This is a genomic window from Streptomyces sp. NPDC088157, from assembly GCF_044741545.1.
Taxonomy (GTDB): Bacteria; Actinomycetota; Actinomycetes; order Streptomycetales; family Streptomycetaceae; genus Streptomyces.
This window is the reverse complement of the sequence record NZ_JBIUSU010000004.1, coordinates 772025-790725: the sequence shown is the minus strand read 5'-3', so window position 1 is coordinate 790725 and position 18701 is coordinate 772025. Positions and strand designations below refer to the sequence as shown.

Genomic DNA, 18701 nt, shown 5'->3' with positions numbered 1-18701 from the left:
TGCTCCTAGATGTGGGGGACGTCGTCGGGAATGGTGTAAAAGGTCGGATGCCGGTAGATCTTGTCGCCGCTCGGCGCGAAGAAGGGGTCCTTCTCGCCGGGGGTGGACGCGGCGATGCTGTCCGAGCGCACGGCCCAGATGCTGACGCCCTCGTTGCGCCGGGTGTACAGGTCCCGGGCATGGGTGAGGGCCATGTGGTCGTCGGCCGCGCGAAGGGAGCCGACGTGGACGTGGTTGAGGCCGCGCTTGCCCCGGACGAACACCTCGTACAGCGGCCATTGCGCCTGCGTACGAACAGCGGCTTCCGCGCAGACTCCGTCGGTGCCGCTCATGCCGCCTCTCCTTCCCGCACCGGGGCGGCCTGCTTGCGGGCGTGCGCGGCCGCGGCTTCCCTCACCCAGGCGCCTTCCTCGTGCGCGGCACGGCGCCGGGCGACGCGTTCGGCGTTGCACGGTCCGTCGCCGGAGATCACGTGCTTCAGCTCCTCCCAGTCGGGGGTGCCGAAGTCGTGGTGTCCGCGCTCCTCGTTCCACCGCAGTTCCGGGTCGGGCAGGGTGACGCCGAGCTTCTCGGCCTGCGGGACGGTCATGTCGACGAAGCGCCGGCGCAGTTCGTCGTTGGAGTGCCGCTTGATCTTCCAGGCCATGGAACGGACGGAATTCGGAGAGTCGTCGTCGGGTGGGCCGAACATCATCAGCGAGGGCCACCACCAGCGGTCGACTGCGTCCTGCACCATGTCCCGCTGTGCGTCGGTCCCGCGCATCATGGTGAGCAGCAGTTCGTAGCCCTGGCGCTGGTGGAAGGACTCCTCCTTGCAGACGCGCACCATCGCGCGCCCGTACGGGCCGTACGACGTGCGGCACAGGGGCACCTGGTTGCAGATGGCCGCACCGTCCACGAACCAGCCGATCACTCCGACGTCGGCGAAGGTCGGCGTCGGGTAGTTGAAGATGGAGGAGTACTTCTGGCGGCCGTCGATCAGGCGCTCGGTCAGTTCCGTGCGGTCCGCGCCGAGGGTCTCGGCCGCCGAATAGAGGTAGAGCCCGTGTCCGGCCTCGTCCTGCACCTTCGCGAAGAGGATGGCCTTGCGGCGCAGCGAGGGCGCTCTGGTGATCCAGTCGCCTTCCGGCTGCATGCCGATGATCTCCGAGTGGGCGTGCTGGGCGATCTGCCGGATCAGCGTGGCGCGGTAGCCGTCGGGCATCCAGTCCCGGGGTTCGATGCGCTGGTCGCGGGCGATGGTGTTCTCGAAGGCGGACTCCGGGCTCTGGGGCCCGGATGACGTGCCGGTCGGGATGTTCATGGTGTGCGTGTCCCGGTGTGCTCGGTGGGTGGGTGGATCAGCGGCCGTGGAAGGCCGGACCGCGGCGTTCGAGGAAGGCCGTGACGGCCTCGTGGTGGTCGTCGGTGGCGCCGAGCCGGCGCTGGATGACGGCCTCGCGCTCAAGCGCCGCGGGCAGGGGAATGGAGGCCGCCGACCGGAGCAGTGCCTTGATCTCCCGGTAGGCGGCGGTGGGTCCCGCGGCCAGGGAGTGGGCCAGAGCCAGCCCTTCGGCGGCGGCGGAACCATCCGGTACGACGCGGTGGACCAGGCCCCAGCGTTCGGCGTCCTGCCCGGTGAAGTGTTCTCCGAGGAGCATGAGTCCGGCGGTCCGCGAGGGCCCGAGCTGGCGGGCGAGGGCGCGGACGACCCCGGAGTCGGAGGCCAGGCCGAGGCCGGTGAACGCGGTCGCGAAGCGGGCTCCCTCGGCGGCGACGCGCACGTCGGCGCAGAGCGCGATGCCGAGCCCGGCCCCGACGCAGGCGCCCTCGACGGCCACGACGATCGGGATCTGCAGGGCGTGCAGCTCTTTGACCAGCGGGTTGTAGTCGTTGGGAAGGTTCGCGAAGGCCGTGGCCGGTCCCGTCCTCAGCAACCGGGCGTGCTCCTTGAGGTCCTGGCCGACACAGAAGTGCTTGCCACGCCCCGTGATCAGGGCCGCCCGTACCCCGCGTGCGGTGTCCGTCGTGAGGCGCCGTGCCGCCATGAGGAGCGCGCCGCGCATGTGCGCGTCGAGCGCGTTGCCGCCGGCGGGTCCGCGCAGCTCGATGACGGCTACGGCGTCGGTGACCTCGTAGGACACCCCGTAGGGAGCGGGGTGCCCCGAACCGTTCTCCTGAGCCGGGAGGGCCTGGTGGCCGTTCACTGCCATCGGTGGAACCCCTGACCGGTCTTGCGGCCCAGCTCACCGCGGGCGACCTTCTCCCGCAGCAGTGGGGGCGGCGCGAACCGCTCCCCGAGCGTGGCGTGCAGGTGTTCGGCGATGGCCAGCCGTACGTCGAGCCCCACCAGGTCGGTCAGGCGCAGCGGGCCCATCGGGTGTCGGTAGCCCAGGCGCATGGCCGTGTCGATGGCCTCCGGGCCGGCGACCCCCTCCTCGACCATCCGGATCGCCTCCAGACCGAGGGCTAGGCCGAGGCGGCTGCTGGCGAACCCCGGCGAGTCCTGGACGACGACCTCCTGCTTCCCGAGGGTGTGCGTCCAGCCGACCGCCGCGTCAAGGGTCTCCCTGGTGGTCTCGGGAGCGAGGACGAGCTCGACCAGAGCGGAGACGGGCACGGGGTTGAAGAAGTGCATCCCCAGGAAGCGTCCCGGTCGTGTCAGTGCCGCCGCGAGTTCGGTGACCGGAAGGGAACTGGTGTTGGTGGCGAGCACGCACCTTTCTCCCACGGCTTGTTCGGCGGCGGCGAGCAGCCGGGCCTTGAGCGCGGCGTCCTCCGGTACGGCCTCGACGACCAGATCGGCGTGGTGGGGCAGTTGTGCTGTCGAGGACACGGCGGTGACCCGGCCGGGCACATCGCGGGCCGCGAGTTCGCCGAGCCCCCCGCGCTCGGCGGCCCGCTGCAGCCCGGCGGCGATCCGGTCCAGGGCGACGGCCGCGGCCGCGTCGTCGTGCTCCACGACGACCACGGTGGACCCGGCGGCCGCGAAGGTCTGGGCGATACCGGCGCCCATCCGGCCGCCGCCGATCACCCCCACGACCGCGGGTGGTGCTGATGCCGAGGTCATGCCCGGCCTCCGTTCTTCTCCAGGAAGCGCGTCATGCGCTCCGCCTTGTCCCGGCTTTCGAACAGCACGGCCTGGGCGAGGTCGTCGGCCGCCGGATGGGCGCTCGGGGCGTCCGTGACGAGCTTGGTGAGCCGCAGGGCGAGCGCCGAGGAAAGCGCCATCCGGTCGAGCAGGGCGTTCGCCTCGGTGATCAGCCGGTCCGCCGGTACGACGTCCATGACCAGCCCGCGGGTGAGCGCGGCAGCCGCGTCGAGGTTCCGCCCGGCGAGCAGGATGTGTTTGGCCACCGACTCACCGACCAACTCCTTGAGCCGCCAGCACGCACCGGCGGCGGCGAGAATGCCCAGGCCCGGTTCGGGGTTGCCGAAGACCGCGTCCGGTCCGGCGATCCGTATGTCGCAGGCGTACGCCAGTTCGGCACCGCCGCCCAGCGCCCAACCGTCCACGGCGGCCACGGTGGGCAGGGGCAGCCTGCGTATCCGCTCGAACAACCGACTGTTGATCCCCCGCAGCGCGTCGTCCCGGCCACGCCGACGCAGTTCGGCGATGTCGGCGCCGCCGGCGAACACGCCGCCGTGGCCGGTGAGCAGCATCAGCTTCGGCTCGCGCTCCAAGTCATCGCACACGCGGTGCAGTTCGGCGATCATGCGACCGCTGATCGCGTTGCGGGCCTCGGGCCGGTGCAGGGTGACGACGACCCGGTCGGCGCGCTGTTCCACCAGCAGGGTCTCGAACGTCATGTCCTCCCGCGTGCTCATACGCGCTCCAGGAGCATCGAGACGCCCTGCCCGACGCCCACGCACATGGTCGCCAGGCCCCGGCGGGCGTCCTCGCGTTCCATGCGGCCGAGCAGGGTGAGCACGATGCGGGCGCCGGAGCAGCCCAGCGGGTGGCCGAGGGCGATGGCGCCGCCGTCGGCGTTGACGCGGTCCTCGTCGAGCCTCAGCCGGCGGACGACCGCCAGCACCTGGGAGGCGAACGCCTCGTTCACCTCGACCGCGTCCAGGTCGTCGGCCTTCCAGCCCGCCCGGTCAAGCACCCTCGCGGTGGCCGGCACGGGCCCGAGTCCCATCAGGCGGGGGTCGACCCCGGCCGAGGCGGCGGTGACGACGCGGGCCCGGGGGGTGAGCCCGTACCGTTCGACCGCGGCCCCGCTCGCCACCACGAGGGCCGCGGCCCCGTCGGACAGTGGTGAGGAGTTGCCCGCGGTGACGATCCCGTCCCTGCGGAAGGAGGTCCGCAGCCCGCCCAGTTTCTCCAGCGAGGTGGCCGGCCGAGGTCCCTCGTCCCGGGTCACCTCGCCGTCCTTCACCGGCACCGGGACGATCTCCTCGTCGAAGCGGCCTGCTTTCTGGGCGGCCTCCGCGCGCCGGTGGCTGCGCAGTGCGAAGGCGTCCGCTTCCAGGCGCGTGATGCCGTCCAGGGCGGCGAGTTCCTCGGCGGTTTCGCCCATCGACAGGGTGGTCGCGGCGGGGAAGCGCGGGTTGGTGAACCGCCAGCCGAGCGGGGTGTCGTACGTCTCGCCGGGCGGGCCCCAGGGCGTGCCGGGCTTGGCCGTCACCCAAGGGGCGCGGGTCATCGACTCCACTCCGCCCGCCACGACCAGGTCGGCCTCACCCGCCCGTATCGTCTGGGCGGCTGACGCGACGGCTGTCAGCCCGGAGGCGCACAGCCGGTTGACGGTGTAGCCGGGCACGGTGTGGGGCAGACCTGCCAGCAGCACCGCCATCCGGGCCACGTCCCGGTTGTCCTCGCCGGCCTGGTTGGCTGCGCCGAGGATCACCTCGTCGACGGCGTCGGCCGGGATACCGGCGCGGCGTACCGCCTCGCCGACGACGAGAGCGGCCAGGTCGTCGGGGCGTACGGAGGCCAGGGCACCGCGGTGGCGGCCCTGCGGGGTGCGGGCCCCGTCGATCAGATAGACCTCGTCAGGCATCGATCTGCTCCTCGGCGGTGGCGTGACGGCGGGACTGGAGGACCGAGAAGCGTCCGGTGACGAACGCAGGGTCGGTGAGGGCGGCGTTCGCGGCGGGGTTGGCCGCTGTGCCGTGGAAGTCGCTGAACGCGGCGGACTGGTTGACGAACACTCCGCCGGTCAGGTTCTCCGACAGGTGCACGCCCGCTTCCAGGGCGGTGGTCCGCGCCTGCTTCAGCACGTCCTCGTCGGTCGCGTACACGGAAGCGGTCAGCGCGCCGTGATGCCGTACGCAGTCGTGGAACAGCCGCAGACCGTGAGTGGTGGAGTCGGTGCCGATGACGAAGCAGACCGGCCCGAACCACTCACTGGTGTAGGTGTCCTGGTCGGCCTCGGCCTCGAGCCGGACCACCAGCGGGGAACGGACGACAGCGTCCGGGAGGTCCGGGTGGGCGAGTTCCCTCGACGCATGGGCGGTGCGGCCGAGCGCGGCCGCCTCCTCCACACGCTTGAGCACGCCGTCGTTCACGATCGCGCCGAGCGTGGCGGCCGCACGGGCCGGGTCGCCGAGCAGTTTGTCCAGGGCGGCGCCCAGGTCGGCGGCGAACTCGTCGGCCGTACGCCGCCCCTGGTCGGTCGGGAAGCCGTCGCGGGGAACGAGGATGTTCTGCGGGGTGGTGCACATCTGGCCGCTGTAGAGCGACAGGGAGAACGCCAGGTTGCGCAGCAGCCCGGCGTAGTCCTCCGTCGAGTCCACGACGACGGTGTTGAGCCCCGCCTTCTCGGTATGGACGACGGCCTGGCGGGCGTTGGCCTCCAGCCAGTCGCCGAACTCGCTGGAGCCGGTGAAGTCCACGATGCGCACATCGGGGTGGGTGGCCAGGGCGGGAGCGGTGCGCTCCTCGGGCTTTTCGGCGGCGAGCAGTACCACGTCGGGGTCGAAGCCGGCCTCCGCCAGCACCTCGCGGGCGATCCGCACGGTGATCGCCAGGGGAAGCACGGCGCGTCGGTGCGGCTTGACGACCACCGGGTTGCCGGTGACCAGGCTCGCGAAGAATCCCGGATATCCGTTCCAGGTGGGGAAGGTGTTGCAGGCGACCAGCACGGCCACACCTCGCCCCACCGGGGTGAAGGTCTTGTCCATGACGAGCGGGCCGCCCTTGCGCTGCGGCTTGCTCCAGCGGGCCGCGACCGGATGGCGCTTCTGCTCGTTCCATGCGTACGCGACCGCTTCGAGGCCTCGGTCCTGGGCGTGCGGACCGCCGGCCTGAAACGCCATCATGAAGGGCTGGCCGGTGGTGTGCTGGACGGCGTGCGCGATCTCGAAGCTCGCCGCGTTGAGCCGTGCGAGGATCTCGGCCGCGACGCCGGCCCGGGTGTCGGGGCTTGCGCGGCGCCATGCCGCGGCGGCGGCCTTGGCCGTCGCGACGGCCACCTCGGGGACCAGGGCCGGGTAGCTGACGCCGAGCGGGAAGCCGTAGGGCGAGACCTCGGCGGCGGGAACCGTGCCGGTGGTGGGGTGCCCTTCGAGGTGGAAGGGGTGGTCGAGGAGGCCGCGGAAGGCGGCCTCGCCCAGGTCGGGTGCCTCGGCTCCGTACGCGGAGGCGCTGGGGGTCTCGGGGTACGGCGTCCAGTAGCCGCGGTCGACGGCACTCGCCACCGCCTGGTCGAGCAGTTCCGCGTGGCGGACGAAGAAGTCGGGGTGTTGGTCGGTGGTCAGGGTCACCAGGAGCTCCAGGCCGAACGTTCGGTAGGTGGATGGGTTGGGGGCGCCCTCGCTGACGTGCGGGGAAACCGGATCGGCTCAGGCGTCGGCGAGCAGGATCGCCGGGCGTTCCACGCAGTCGGCCACGTAGCGCAGGAACCCGCCGGCCACACCGCCGTCGCAGACCCGGTGGTCGAAGCTGAAGGAGAGCTGCATGACCTTGCGGACGGCCAGCCCACCGTCCACCACCCACGGCTTGTCCACGATGCGGCCCGCTCCGAGCAGCGCGGCCTCGGGGTGGTTGATGATGGGCGTGGATCCGTCGACGCCGAACACGCCGTAGTTGTTGAGGGTGAAGGTCCCGCCCGTCAGACGGTCCGGCGGCAGGCCTCCGTCGCGGGCGAGCTCGGTCAACCGGGCCAGTTCAACGGCCAGTTGTACGGTCGTCATGAGATGGGCATCGCGGACGACGGGGACCACCAGGCCGCGCTCGGTCTGGGCGGCGAAGCCGAGATGCACCTCGTTGAAGCGGAGGATCTCCCGTCGTTCGGTGTCCACCGTGGAGTTGAGCTCCGGGAAGCGCTTCAGCCCGGCCACGCAGATGCGCGCCAGCAAGGCCAGCAGTCCGATGCGGCGGCCGGGTTCGGCGGCCTCCAGCGCCCTCTTGGCCTGGAGCAGTCCGGTCGCGTCCACATCGACCCAGGTGGTGGCGTCGGGAATCTCGGTCCGGCTGCGGGAGAGCTTGTCCGCCACGGCGCGGCGCACTCCGCGCAGCGGGATGCGTTGCGGGCCGTCCGCCGCCGGCCGCCCGTGTGGTGCGGGGGTGAGGTCCGCCGACGGCTGCCGAGCCGGAGCGACCGGTGTGGCCCCGGGGTCCGTCGCCGTCTGCCGGACCCGCGCGACGGCCTGCTCCACGTCTCGTCTGAGAACGATGCCCGCGGGACCGGAGGGCGCCAGCCCGGCGAGATCGATCCCGTGCTCCCGTGCCATCCGCCGTACGAGGGGCGAGACGACCCGGGGAGCGTGCGGCCCGAAGGACTGCGCCGCCTCGGTGCCCGTGCCGCCTCCCGTCGCGGCACCCGCGCGTCGACGGCGGCGACGCGGCGCCGGACCGTGGCCGGTGCCGTAGCCGATCAGAACGTTGCCTGACCCGGCCTGCTCCTCCTCGCGGTATCGCTCCGCGGCGGGGTCCGCCGACTCGGATCCGGCGGCGGACCCGCCCGGCGGCGGCTCCCCCGCGCACCCACCCGCGCCCTCACCCTCGTCCGGGGCTTCGGCACCCACCGTGATCAGCGGCTCCCCCACCGCCAACGCCGTACCCGCCTCCGCGTGCAGTCGCAGCACCGTGCCCGCGTACGGGACCGGCACCTCGACCGCGGCCTTGGCGGTCTCGACCTCGATCACGATCTGGTCGATCGTCACCGTGTCGCCGACCGCGACCTTCCACTCGACGATCTCGGCCTCGGTCAGGCCCTCGCCGAGGTCGGGCAGCCGGAACAGCTGCTCCCGGAGCGTTGCGGTGGTCATGCGACCGCTCCCTTCAGCAGGTGCCGGGTGTCCGGCTCGCCGTCGAGCTGGAGGCGGTCGACGGCGTCGAGGATCCGGTCGACACTGGGCAGGTGCGCGTGCTCGAGCTTGGGCGGCGGATACGGGATGTCGAAGCCGGCGACCCTCAGGACGGGCCCGGCCAGCGAGTGGAAGCAGCGCTCCTGTACGCGCGCGGCGATCTCCGCCCCGACCCCGGCGAAACCCTGGGCCTCCTGCACGACCAGGCAGCGCCCGGTCCGCCGCACGGATGCCGTCACCGTCTCGTCGTCGAAGGGCACCACCGTCCGCAGGTCCACGACCTCGAGTTCGATGCCCTCGGCCGCCGCGGCTTCCGCGGCGGCCAGGGCCACCGGAACCGACGGACCGTACGCGACGACCGTGGCGTCGCGGCCCTCCCGCCGGATCGCCGCCCGTCCGAACGGCTGCGCGGCGCGCTGCTCCAGATCGGTGTCCTCCTTGGACCAGTACAGCTTCTTCGGCTCCAGGAAGATGACCGGGTCGGGGTCGGCCACGGCGTCGCGCAGCAGCCAGTACGCGTCCTCGGGCGTGGCCGGGGTGACGACCTTCAGACCCGGGGTGTGTGCGTAGTACGCCTCGCTGGAGTCGCAGTGGTGCTCGACGCCGCCGATCCCGCCCGCGTACGGGATGCGGATCACCATGGGCAGCGTGAGCCGCCCTCGGGTCCGGTTGCGCAGCTTGGCGACATGCGAGGCGATCTGCTCGAAGGCCGGGTACGCGAAGGCGTCGAACTGCATCTCCACCACGGGCCGCAAGCCGCCCATGGCCATGCCGACGGCCAGTCCGACGATGCCGGCCTCGGCCAGCGGGGTGTCGAAGCACCGTTGCTCGCCGAAGTCGCGGGTCAGCCCGTCGGTGATCCGGAAGACGCCGCCGAGCGGACCGACGTCCTCGCCGAAGACGAGCACGCGCTCGTCCTCGCGCAGCGCGTCACGCAGTGCGGTGTTCAGCGCCTGCGCCATCGTGACCTTGGCCATGGCTCTCAGTTCTCCTGGGTGGGAAGTGCGGGGGAAGCGGGTTCGTCGGCCAGCTCGGCCGCCAACAGGGCGCGCTGCTCGCGCAGTTGAGGAGTCGGCTCGGCGTAGACGTGGTCGAAGAGTTCCAGCGGGTCGGCGACCGACTCCGTGTTCATGCCCGCCCGCAGCTCGGCGGCCCGGGCCTCCGCCTCCACCGTCACCGCCGCGACGTCCTCGTCGGTGAGGGCGCCGCGGCCGCGCAGGTACGTCTCCAGTCGGTCGACCGGGTCGGCGGCCCGCCACCGGTCGACCTCGTCGTCCTCGCGGTAGCGGGTGGCGTCGTCGGCGTTGGTGTGCGCGTCCATGCGGTAGGTGTGCGCCTCGACGAGTACCGGACCGTGGCCCGCCCGGGCGTGCTCCACGGCCGCGGTCAGCACCGCCAGCACCGCCACCAGGTCGTTGCCGTCCACCTGCTCGGAGCGCACCCCGTAGCCGATGCCCTTGTACGCGAGCGAGGGCGCCGCGGTCTGCCGGGCCAGCGGCACGGAGATCGCGTACTTGTTGTTCTGCACGAAGAACACGACCGGGGCGCGGAAGACGGCGGCGAAGTTCAGCGCCTCGTGGAAGTCCCCCTCGCTGGTCGCGCCGTCGCCCACGAGGGCCATGGCCACGCCGTCCCCGCCCGCACGGCGCAGGGACTCGGCCACGCCGGTCGCGTGCAGCACCTGGGTCGCCAGCGGGGTGCACTGGGGTGCGACACGGGTGGCGGCGGGATCGTAACCGCAGTGCCAGTCGCCGCGCAGCAGCGTCAGCACCTCGAGCGGGTCGATGCCGCGGGTCACCAGGGCGACGGAATCGCGGTAGGTCGGGAACAGCCAGTCTTCGGGGCGCAGTGCGAGCACGGCCCCGATCTGGCAGGCCTCCTGGCCCCGGCTGGAGGGGTAGACGGCGAGGCGGCCCTGCTTGGTGAGGGCGGTCGCCTGGGTGTCGAACCGGCGGCCCAGGACCATCTGCCGCCAGGCCTCGACCAGGGCCTGAACCGGGGGCTCGGCGTAGTCGGCCGGCTGCCTGGCGACCGGCGTGCCGTCCTCGGCCACGAACCGCACCGGCATGAGGGACGGCAAGAGGCCCTGGACCGTCTGGCGGAGGCTCTTCACGGACATGGAGGGCACTCACTTTCTCTGGACACTTGACAGGAGAATGGTGGCCACTACGGAATATGTGTTCAATAGCTCGGCCGAACCGGCGATGAACTGCCGGAGATCAGGTTCTGGGAGGACAATGTGTCCGAGGAAAACTCGCTGCCGGCGGCAGTGGCCGGACGAACTGCCGTCCCTCTCGACGACATCGACCGGCAGATCCTGAGCCGGCTCGTCGAGGACGGCCGGATCTCGGTCCGGGCGCTCGCCGAGCAGGTGCACATCTCCCGGGCGAACGCCTACACCCGTATCGGCCGGCTCGTGGCCGAGGACGTCATCACGGGCTTCACCGCGCAGCTCAACGCCCAGCGGGCGGGCCTCGGCACGAGCGCCTACGTCACGCTGAGCGTCGAGCAGAACGCCTGGCGCGACATCTCACGCGAGCTGTGCAAGATCGCGTATGTGGAGCACATCACCCTCGTCACCGGTGATTTCGACGTCCTGGTGCTGGTGCGCGCGCCGGACAACCTGGTGCTGCGCCAGGTCGTCCTGGAGAGGATCCAGGCGATCCCCGGGGTGCGCTCCACCCGCACCTGGCTCGTCTTCGACGAGGTGCGGGGCCGCGGGCCCACCTGGACCGACTGAACGCGGCCGCCCCGGTCATACGTCGATCAGCGTGGCGGCGAGGCCGGAGTCCGGGAGGGGAACCACGGACGGGTCCGGGATCGCAGCGGCCGGCGGTGCGTGCCGCCGGGAGCCCACCACCCGGAACCGTCCGGTGATGAAGTGGGCGCCCGTGTCCGGCAGTTCGGCGCGAGCCGAGGACGGGTCGGCGGGCAGGTCGTCGAGGTTCTCCACCAGGTGCACACCGGCGTCCAGCGCCGCCGTCTCGGCCGCCGCCAGCACCAGCGGGTCGGTGGAGTGCACCGAGGCGTGGAGCGCGCCGTGCCGCGCCATCGTACGGCGCAGGACCGCCAGGCTGTGTGAGGTCGAGTCGGTGCCCACCAGGAAGGAGATGGGTCCAGGCCATTCGCGCGTGTAGACCCGCTCCTCCGAGGCGCGCAGCCGCACCAGCAGCGGGCTGCGCAGGTCGGCGCGCGCGTGGTCGGGGTGGGCCACGGGGCCGGAGGCGTGCAGGACCGGGCCGTACCGGGTGGCGTCCGCCAGGGCGGCGAGCACCTCGTCGGCGGTGATCGCGCCCAACACCCTCGCCGCACGTGCGGGATGCGCGAGCAGCCGGTCCACGGCGTCGCCGAGATCGGTGCCGAGGTCCCGCAGCGTCTTGTGCCCTTCGTCGGTGCTGAAGCCGCGCTCCGGCACCAGGATGTTCTGCGGCGTGGTGCGCACCGTGCCGTTGCACCGGCATGAGGAGAGGGCGAGGCCCCGCACCAGAGCCCGGTAGTCGTCGGTCGAGTCCACGACCACCGTGTTCAGCCCGGTCCGGTGGGCGAACACGACGGCCTGGCGGGCATGTTGCTCCAGCCAGTCGGCGAAGCGCGCGGAACCCGTGAAGTCGACGATGCGCACTGCCGGGTGGGTGGCCAGCCACCGGTGCACCTGCCGTTCCGGTTCAGCCACGGCCAGCGTGACGAGATCCTGGGAGTGACCGGCCTCCGCGAGCACCTGCCGGGCGACCCGCACGGTGATCGCCAGCGGCAGCACCGAGCGTGGGTGCGGAGCCACGACGACCGGGTTGCCGGTCACCAGGCTGGCGAACAGGCCCGGAAGGCCGTTCCAGAGCGGGAAGTCCGGGCAGCCGACGAGCAGCGACACCCCGCGGGGCGCCAGGGTGGAGGTGCCCCGCAGCGGTTGCCCGCTGCGTTCGGCGCTCGCCCAGTGCAGGTCGGTCGGGACGCGTTCCGACTCGGCGAAGGCCTGGGCCACGGCCTCCAGGGCTCGGTCCTGGGCGGGCGGCCCGGCGGCGCGGAAGGCTGCCCGGAGAGGTTGACCGGTGGTGTGGTGCACCGCGAGGGCCAGTTCGTGGCTGCGGGTGTTGAGCCGGCGCAGGATCTCCACGGCGAGCCCGGCACGCTGGTAGGGCCCGGCCGCCCGCCACCCGGCCGCCGTCCGCCCCGCCGCCTCGACCAGCTCCGTGGGATCACAGCGCGGATAGTCGATGGCGAGATCGACGCCGTACGGCGACGACTCCGTGCGCACGCGTCCGAGTTCGCCGGGCTGCCCGAGGTCGAACGGCCTCCCCAGCAGCGAGCGGAACACCTTCCCCGCGGTGCGGGTCGACCTCATGCCCGCGTCGGCCGCGTCCTGTCCCGTCGCCTCGGTGAAGGGGCGACGGCACTCTCCGGCGGCGATCGCGCGAACGACGCTCTGCAGCAGCTCGCGGTGCCGCTCGTAGGGGCCGGGGCCCATGGCCGTCAGCCTCTCCAGCTCGCCGCGAGCGCGAGCAGGGCGTCGTTCTCCTCCGGCAGCCCGATCGTCACCCGGACGCCCTCGCCGGGAAACGGGCGGACCACGACCTTCCCGTCGGCGCAGTGCCTGGCGAAGTCCGCGCTGTGCTCGCCGAGCGGCAACCAGACGAAGTTGGACTGGGAGTCGGGCACATCGTGGCCCAGCGTCCGCAACCGTGCGGTGACACGGCCACGTTCGGCGATCGTGAGGGCGGCCCGCCGGGTGACCTCCGCGCCCTCGCCGATGGCGACGACGGCGGCCCGCTGGGCGAGCGCGCTGACGCTGAACGGCACCTGCGTGCGGCGCACGTGCGTGGCGATCCCGGGCGGCGCGACGCAGTAGCCCACGCGCAGCCCCGCCAGTCCGTACGCCTTCGAGAAGGTTCGCAGCACGGCCACATTCGGCCGGTCACCGAGCAGGGCGAGGCCGTCGGGGACCCGGTCCGGATCGGCGTACTCCCGGTAGGCCTCGTCGACGACGATCAGCACGTCCCGCGGCACCCGGTCCGCGAAGTCGGTCAGGGCCCGCGCGCCGACCGCCGTGGAGGTCGGATTGTTGGGGTTGCACACGAAGACCAGCCGGGTCCGGGCGGTGATCGCCGCGGCCATGGCGTCCAGGTCGAGGGCGTGGTCGCGCAGGGGCACTCGTACCGCCGTACCGCCCGCCACCGAGGTGAGGATCGGGTAGGCCTCGAAGGACCGCCAGCCGAAGACGACCTCGTCGCCGGGCCCGACGACCGTGTGCAGCAGCTGCCCGCAGACTTCGGAGGATCCGGCGCCCACCGCGATCCGGTCCGGCTCGACCCCATGGTGCGCGGCCAGGGCCTCGACGAGCGAGACGGCGTGCAGATCGGGGTAGCGCGACACACCGCCGGCGGCCTCCGCGAGGGTCGCGGCCACGCCCGGCAGCAGCCCGTGCGGGGATTCGTTGCTGGCCAGCACGATGGCCCCGGGCAGTTTTCGGCCCGGGACGTAGGCGGGCAGCTGGGACAGGGACGCACGGACACGCACCATGCTGGTCTCGCTTCTGCAGCGCTGGGACCCGAGGCCTGGCCGTCGGGCGCTTGACAGGGGAATGGTGAAGAAAGGACGAGGAGCACTCAACTGTTTGACGAATTCGGCTACGAATCGCCGAAAGCAGGACAGCTCATCGGCAAACCGTCTTCCGGTGAGGCCCGCCGGACCCCTGGTACGAGACGGACAGCGCACCCTCCGTCGTGCACCGGGCCGCGTCCTTGATCACGGGACGGACACAGGGCGCCGTGGAGGCCCCCGCCCGCGGGCGGGGCACCGGCAGACTGCTCGCCGCCCGAACCGGGCGATGTCCGCGGACCGTCCCGTTCCGATCGAGGGAGACCATGCACAGCACCCCGACCCGCCTCCGCCACGGAGCCCTGACGGCGGGCGCCGCGGTCCTCGCGCTGCTCGCGGCCGGCTGCTCGGAGGCGTCCGCGGGCGCCCAGGCCGGCGGCTGCCGTGCCGACGGCCACTGGTCGCCGAAGGAACAGGCCGCGTGGCTGCGCACCGCGGTGGACTTCCGCGGGACGGCCGACGGAACCGATCCGCCGCACGAAGGGGCGTCGGTCGTCGTTCGCGCACAGCTCACGGGCGATGTCCGGCCGTTGTGCCAACCGCTGGCCGTGCAGGTCGAGTTCTGGGCCCTCACCGCCACGGCGGCGGGAACCGAGATGTCGTCCGTCATGCGCCACCAGTTGTCCACGGACGGCAGCACGACCCGTACCGTCGGCTTCCCCGCGGGCCTTCCCACCAGTCAGGACATCACCTGCACCCGGGTCCTTGTGGCAGCGTACTCGGGACCGCCCCTGACGGACGGGGAACTGCCGTCGACCCCAGCGGACTTGGCCGCCACCGGGGACACCGAGGTGCGCTTCGGGACGGAGCGGATCGGTGCGTACCGGCTGTTCCCGGCGCAGGACCCCGCCCGGTGCGACGCGGACCGCGCGACGCCGAGCCCCTCACCCACCGGGTCGACGGCCTGGGACATCTATCATCCGTGACGCGGTCACGGCGCTGACCGGGGCTTCGGCCTCCGACGAGGAGGTGATCACCTCGGATCCTCCGTTCCCACGGTCCATGAGGCCCCCGAGGAAGGCGAGGCCGAGGCCTGCGGCGGCGAGGGCCGCGCCGACCAGGGCAGGCGAGGCCCAGCCCCAGCCGGCCGAGATGGCCAGGCCGCCGAGCCAGGCGCCGCCCGCATTGGCCAGGTTGAAGGCGGAGTGATTGGAGGCCGCCGCCATCGTCGGGGCGTTCTTCGCCTTGGCCATGAGCAGCATCTGCACGGGTGTCGTGACCAGGGCACCCATCGCGCCCATGAAGGCGAGTGTCACCAGGGCGGGAACCGCGCTGTGGACCGTGAAGTAGAACGTCACGAGCGACGCGCCGAGCAGGGCGAGCCCCCCGTACAGCGTCGGACGCAGGGCACGGTCCGTCAGCGGGCCCGCGATCAGCGTGCCCAGCGTCATTCCGACGCCGTAGAGAGCGAGGACCCATGTGGTCGAGGAATCGGAGAAGCCTGTGAGGTGCGTCAGGATCGGCACCAGGTAGCTGTAGACGGCGAAGAAGCCGCCGAATCCCACGACGGCGGTGGCCAGGCCGAGGGCGACCTGTCTGTTGCCCATCGCCCTCAGCTCGTGCCGGATGCCCGCCTGGTGACCGCGAGGCTGGTGGGGGACGAAGGCAACCAGCGCGGCAAGAGCGACGATGCCGATGACGGCGACCGCGCAGTAGGCGTACCGCCAGCCCAGTTGCTGCCCCAGAGCCGTGCCGGCCGGGACGCCGACGATGTTGGCGATGGTGAGCCCGAGGAACATCCTCGACACGGCCCGCCCGGCTCGTTCGGGGGCGACCAGCCGGGAGGCCACGACGGCACCTACGCCGAACAGCGCTCCGTGAGGCAGGCCTGCCAGGAATCGTGCGGCGAACAGCAGGCCGAAGTTCGGAGCGAGGGCGGACGCGACGTTGCCGACCACGAACAGCCCGGACAGCAGGATCAGGAGTCGCTTGTGGGCGATGCGCGCGCCCAGGCCCGTGAGGACGGGGGCGCCGACGACGACGCCGAGCGCGTAGGCGGAGACGATGTTGCCGGCATGTGGCACGGACACACCGACCCCGTCGGCGATCTGAGGCAGCAGCCCCATCGTGGCGAACTCGGTCGTACCGATACCGAACGCGACGAGTGCGAGGGCCAGCAGGGCCAGTGGCATGGAGCGGGAGTACCTTTCGCGGGCAGCGATCCGAATGCGGCGGAGCAGGCAGATCAAGGTATGTGCCGCTCCTGTGGCCGGTCGCGCCGGCCACCATTGCCCGGTGCGCTCCCCAGGACAGGGAGAGCCCACAAGGAGTGCAGCCTCGGTAGGAGCCCCCGCATTCCAAGATCGGCCGACAGGAAGTATGGTCTGCATCACACCCTGACGGCATTCCGGTCGGTATGACACGAATGCGTCGCCGAGGCCCGAGGTCGTCGCACTGAACGCGGTGGGCGGCGTCACGTTCCTGGGGCTCTGCCTGTGGCTTTACTCCCTTTGAGGGAGAACAGGGTTCTTCGGGAGGTGCGGCTCCTCCTCCCGCGGTCGGTGGTCGCCGGGTCCGCTTCCGCTTTGCCTTCGCCGCCCTCGCGGGCCGTCGCGCCACCGCGTCCTCGACCGGGACGTTCTCGAAGGCAGTCCGCCCAAGTCGTTTCTATGGCCGGTGTGTTGTGGCAGTATCGGCCGGCATGTCGCCGTCAGCCATGTGGTCGCCCGTGCCCGGTCGTCGTCTGTTCGTCGTGCTGCTCGTGCTGCTCTTGGCGGTCGGCGCCGGTGTGGGTGACGCCGGCGCGGCAGCGGGGCCGGCGGCGTCCGGGGCCGCGGCGACACCCGATCGCGCTCGCTACGAGGTGACTCTGCGCTCCGACGCTGACGGCGGCCACTGGAGCGGACGGCAGCGGGTGTCGTTCCGCAACGCCTCCGATCGGTCCCTGCGTGAGGTGTACCTGCGGCTGTGGGGCAACGGCGAGGACAAGTGCGGCACGCCCGGTGCACCCTCCCCCGTCGTCGTGTCGAGGGTCAGCGGTGGTGCACCGGGGCCTTCGGCGGTGGATTGCACGGCCTTGCGCATCGCCCTGCCGAAGCCGCTCGCGCGCGGCGAGCGGACGTCCGTCGCTTTCGATGTCTCCATCACCGTGCCCGGCCGCAATGCCCGCTTCGGCCGTGAAGGCGCCTACCGCTTCCTCGGCAACGCGCTGCCGGTGCTCGCCGTGCACGACGCGAAGGGGTGGCACCTCGACCCGTACGTGGCGCTCGGTGAGAGCTTTCACACCCTGACGAGCGACTTCCGGGTCCGTCTCGACCACCCGTCGGCCCTCAAAGTGCCCGCGACCGGTCTCACCCGGACGCTGTCCGGCCGCCCCGGCCGCACCGTCACCCTCAGCGTCGCGGACCGGGTGCGGGACTTCGCGTGGGCCGCGGGCCCGTTCCGTACGGCGACGCAGACCACGCCCGGGGGCGTGCGCGTGAAGTCGTACTGGGCGCCCGGGACCCCTGCCACGGGCGTGCGCCTGACCCGCACGGACGCCGTCGCCGCGATCGACCGGTTCGGGCGGGAGTTCGGCCGCTATCCCTACGGCGAGATCGACCTCGTGATGACCAGCCGGTTCGGCGGCGGCATGGAATACCCCGGCCTCGTCCTCCTCGGCACCACTGAGGAGGGCAGTGCCGTCGTCCACGAAGTGGCGCACCAGTGGTGGTACGGCATCGTCGGCAACGACGAATACACCTCGCCGTGGCTGGACGAGAGCTTCGCCCAGTACGCCAACTACCGCTTCTACGGCTGGGACACGCGCGACTGCTGGTCGGACGTCTACTGGCCCGACGACAGCACCGCGCTGACCGCCTCCATGACCTACTGGTCGCAGCACCGCGGCGAGTACCACCTCCTCTACACGGCCGGGCCCTGCGCCCTGGCCGACCTGGAACGCGTCCTCGGCCGCGACACCATGGCGCGACTCCTCGAGCGGTACGCCAAGGACCACTGGTACGGCGTCTCCACCACCGCCGACTTCAAGAAGGCCGCCCAGTCCATGACGGACGAGGACCTCGGCCCCTTCTGGGAGACCCACCGCATCCGGTGAGGCGGACGGGACTGTCGCCCGCCACGGCCGCGTAGGCCAGGAACGGCTGTCAGGACCGGACGATACGGCGCACGTCGTCGACCGTCCGACTACCCCGGTCCGCCGTGTTCAGTGATCTCTGCTCGTGCAGCCGGCCGTCGGCCGTCCTGTGGCGGTCAGCGGTGCGCTCGGGTGCTCACCGGTCGTCGCCTCCGGCCCCGCGCCGGTCAGCCGGGCAGGGGTACGTGCCTCATGAACGAGGCGACAGTGGGTATGCGGATTTACGCGACAACGACAACCTGGATGAAGAACAAGGACGACCCACGGGAAGAGTTCTATGGTCACCCCGCTTAAAAACCGGGCATCTGATGAACAGGAACCCGCGGCCCTGCGATTCAGCGCCGCCTGGGAGACGACAGACGCATCGATCGCGGACGCCCGAGCGGCCGTACGCGCCCTGCTGGCCGATGTCGGCCACCACCCTGACCACCGGCCCAGCCAGGACGCCCAGCTCGTCGTCAGTGAGCTGGTCACCAATGCGCTGCGCCACGCGCCCGGTCCGGGCGGCCTGGCGCTGGAGGTGACGCCTGACGCCGCCCTGCTGCGCATCACGGTGCGTGACAGCTCCCCTCGGCCGCCCGAATTGCGCGCACCCGACGCCCGCCGTATCGGCGGGCACGGCCTGCTGCTGGTGACCAGGCTGTGCGACCACCTGCACACGATCGCCCTGGAGCGGGGCAAACAGATTGTCGCCCACCTGCGTCTGCGCAGGCCCGCCGGGTAGCCGGCGTCTTCGGCGACGGCCGCGCATGCCGGCCGGGGAAGTCGCCGTCCGCCGACGGGCCTGTGTGCACGCCGC

General features: G+C 72.0%; 17 protein-coding genes. 4 read left to right on the top strand and 13 right to left on the bottom strand.

Features of this window, described 5'->3' with window-relative positions; genetic code table 11:
* Positions 1-5: 5 nt before the first annotated feature.
* The 10 genes from paaB to pdhA form a co-directional block, all read right to left on the bottom strand.
* Positions 6-332, bottom strand: a complete 327-nt coding sequence (gene paaB, locus ACIPFH_RS19300) for a 1,2-phenylacetyl-CoA epoxidase subunit PaaB (RefSeq protein WP_401827862.1) — start codon at positions 330-332, stop codon at positions 6-8.
* A complete protein-coding gene (gene paaA, locus ACIPFH_RS19295) occupies positions 329-1303 on the bottom strand; it encodes a 1,2-phenylacetyl-CoA epoxidase subunit PaaA (RefSeq protein WP_401827860.1) in 975 nt (324 codons plus the stop codon). Before paaA ends, paaB begins: the two co-directional genes overlap by 4 nt.
* A gap of 37 nt (positions 1304-1340) precedes the next feature.
* On the bottom strand, positions 1341-2192 hold the full coding sequence (locus tag ACIPFH_RS19290) for an enoyl-CoA hydratase/isomerase family protein (protein ID WP_401827859.1): 852 nt from the start codon (positions 2190-2192) through the stop codon (positions 1341-1343).
* Positions 2183-3049 (bottom strand): 3-hydroxyacyl-CoA dehydrogenase family protein, encoded by an 867-nt coding sequence (locus ACIPFH_RS19285; protein ID WP_401827857.1) that lies wholly within the window; start codon positions 3047-3049, stop codon positions 2183-2185. The genes ACIPFH_RS19290 and ACIPFH_RS19285 overlap by 10 nt, the downstream gene beginning before the upstream one ends.
* Positions 3046-3807 carry an enoyl-CoA hydratase/isomerase family protein gene (locus ACIPFH_RS19280; RefSeq protein ID WP_401827855.1) on the bottom strand — a complete coding sequence of 254 codons (762 nt, stop codon included), beginning with the start codon at positions 3805-3807 and terminating at the stop codon, positions 3046-3048. Before ACIPFH_RS19280 ends, ACIPFH_RS19285 begins: the two co-directional genes overlap by 4 nt.
* On the bottom strand, positions 3804-4985 hold the full coding sequence (locus tag ACIPFH_RS19275) for a thiolase family protein (protein WP_401827854.1): 1182 nt from the start codon (positions 4983-4985) through the stop codon (positions 3804-3806). Before ACIPFH_RS19275 ends, ACIPFH_RS19280 begins: the two co-directional genes overlap by 4 nt.
* Positions 4978-6690: a phenylacetic acid degradation protein PaaN gene (paaN, locus tag ACIPFH_RS19270; protein WP_401827853.1), complete on the bottom strand. Its 1713-nt coding sequence runs from the start codon at positions 6688-6690 to the stop codon at positions 4978-4980. The genes ACIPFH_RS19275 and paaN overlap by 8 nt, the downstream gene beginning before the upstream one ends.
* A gap of 78 nt (positions 6691-6768) precedes the next feature.
* Positions 6769-8196: a dihydrolipoamide acetyltransferase family protein gene (locus ACIPFH_RS19265; protein ID WP_401827852.1), complete on the bottom strand. Its 1428-nt coding sequence runs from the start codon at positions 8194-8196 to the stop codon at positions 6769-6771.
* A complete protein-coding gene (locus ACIPFH_RS19260) occupies positions 8193-9212 on the bottom strand; it encodes an alpha-ketoacid dehydrogenase subunit beta (RefSeq protein WP_401827850.1) in 1020 nt (339 codons plus the stop codon). Before ACIPFH_RS19260 ends, ACIPFH_RS19265 begins: the two co-directional genes overlap by 4 nt.
* A gap of 5 nt (positions 9213-9217) precedes the next feature.
* Positions 9218-10354 carry a pyruvate dehydrogenase (acetyl-transferring) E1 component subunit alpha gene (pdhA, locus tag ACIPFH_RS19255; protein ID WP_401827848.1) on the bottom strand — a complete coding sequence of 379 codons (1137 nt, stop codon included), beginning with the start codon at positions 10352-10354 and terminating at the stop codon, positions 9218-9220.
* A gap of 120 nt (positions 10355-10474) precedes the next feature.
* Here pdhA and ACIPFH_RS19250 point away from each other — a divergent pair, with 120 nt between their 5' ends.
* Complete coding sequence (locus ACIPFH_RS19250; protein ID WP_401827847.1) at positions 10475-10975, top strand: Lrp/AsnC family transcriptional regulator; 501 nt, start codon at positions 10475-10477, stop codon at positions 10973-10975.
* 15 nt (positions 10976-10990) lie between these two features.
* Here ACIPFH_RS19250 and ACIPFH_RS19245 read toward each other — a convergent pair whose 3' ends face one another.
* Both ACIPFH_RS19245 and ACIPFH_RS19240 read right to left on the bottom strand, forming a co-directional pair.
* Positions 10991-12697: an aldehyde dehydrogenase family protein gene (locus ACIPFH_RS19245; protein ID WP_401827845.1), complete on the bottom strand. Its 1707-nt coding sequence runs from the start codon at positions 12695-12697 to the stop codon at positions 10991-10993.
* Positions 12698-12702: 5 nt separating this feature from the next.
* On the bottom strand, positions 12703-13749 hold the full coding sequence (locus ACIPFH_RS19240) for a histidinol-phosphate transaminase (RefSeq protein WP_401827843.1): 1047 nt from the start codon (positions 13747-13749) through the stop codon (positions 12703-12705).
* A 344-nt stretch (positions 13750-14093) separates the two neighbouring features.
* On the opposite strand from ACIPFH_RS19240, the gene ACIPFH_RS19235 reads away from it, so the two are divergent.
* A complete protein-coding gene (locus tag ACIPFH_RS19235; RefSeq protein ID WP_401827841.1) occupies positions 14094-14753 on the top strand; it encodes a hypothetical protein in 660 nt (219 codons plus the stop codon).
* Here ACIPFH_RS19235 and ACIPFH_RS19230 read toward each other — a convergent pair.
* Complete coding sequence (locus tag ACIPFH_RS19230; RefSeq protein WP_401827840.1) at positions 14712-15959, bottom strand: MFS transporter; 1248 nt, start codon at positions 15957-15959, stop codon at positions 14712-14714. The two genes, ACIPFH_RS19235 and ACIPFH_RS19230, sit on opposite strands and share 42 nt — an antisense overlap.
* Before the next feature lie 509 nt (positions 15960-16468).
* Between ACIPFH_RS19230 and ACIPFH_RS19225 the strand changes: the two genes are divergently transcribed.
* Both ACIPFH_RS19225 and ACIPFH_RS19220 read left to right on the top strand, forming a co-directional pair.
* A complete protein-coding gene (locus ACIPFH_RS19225) occupies positions 16469-17863 on the top strand; it encodes a M1 family metallopeptidase (protein WP_401827838.1) in 1395 nt (464 codons plus the stop codon).
* 316 nt (positions 17864-18179) lie between these two features.
* Positions 18180-18626, top strand: a complete 447-nt coding sequence (locus ACIPFH_RS19220) for an ATP-binding protein (RefSeq protein ID WP_401827836.1) — start codon at positions 18180-18182, stop codon at positions 18624-18626.
* Positions 18627-18701 lie beyond the last annotated feature (75 nt).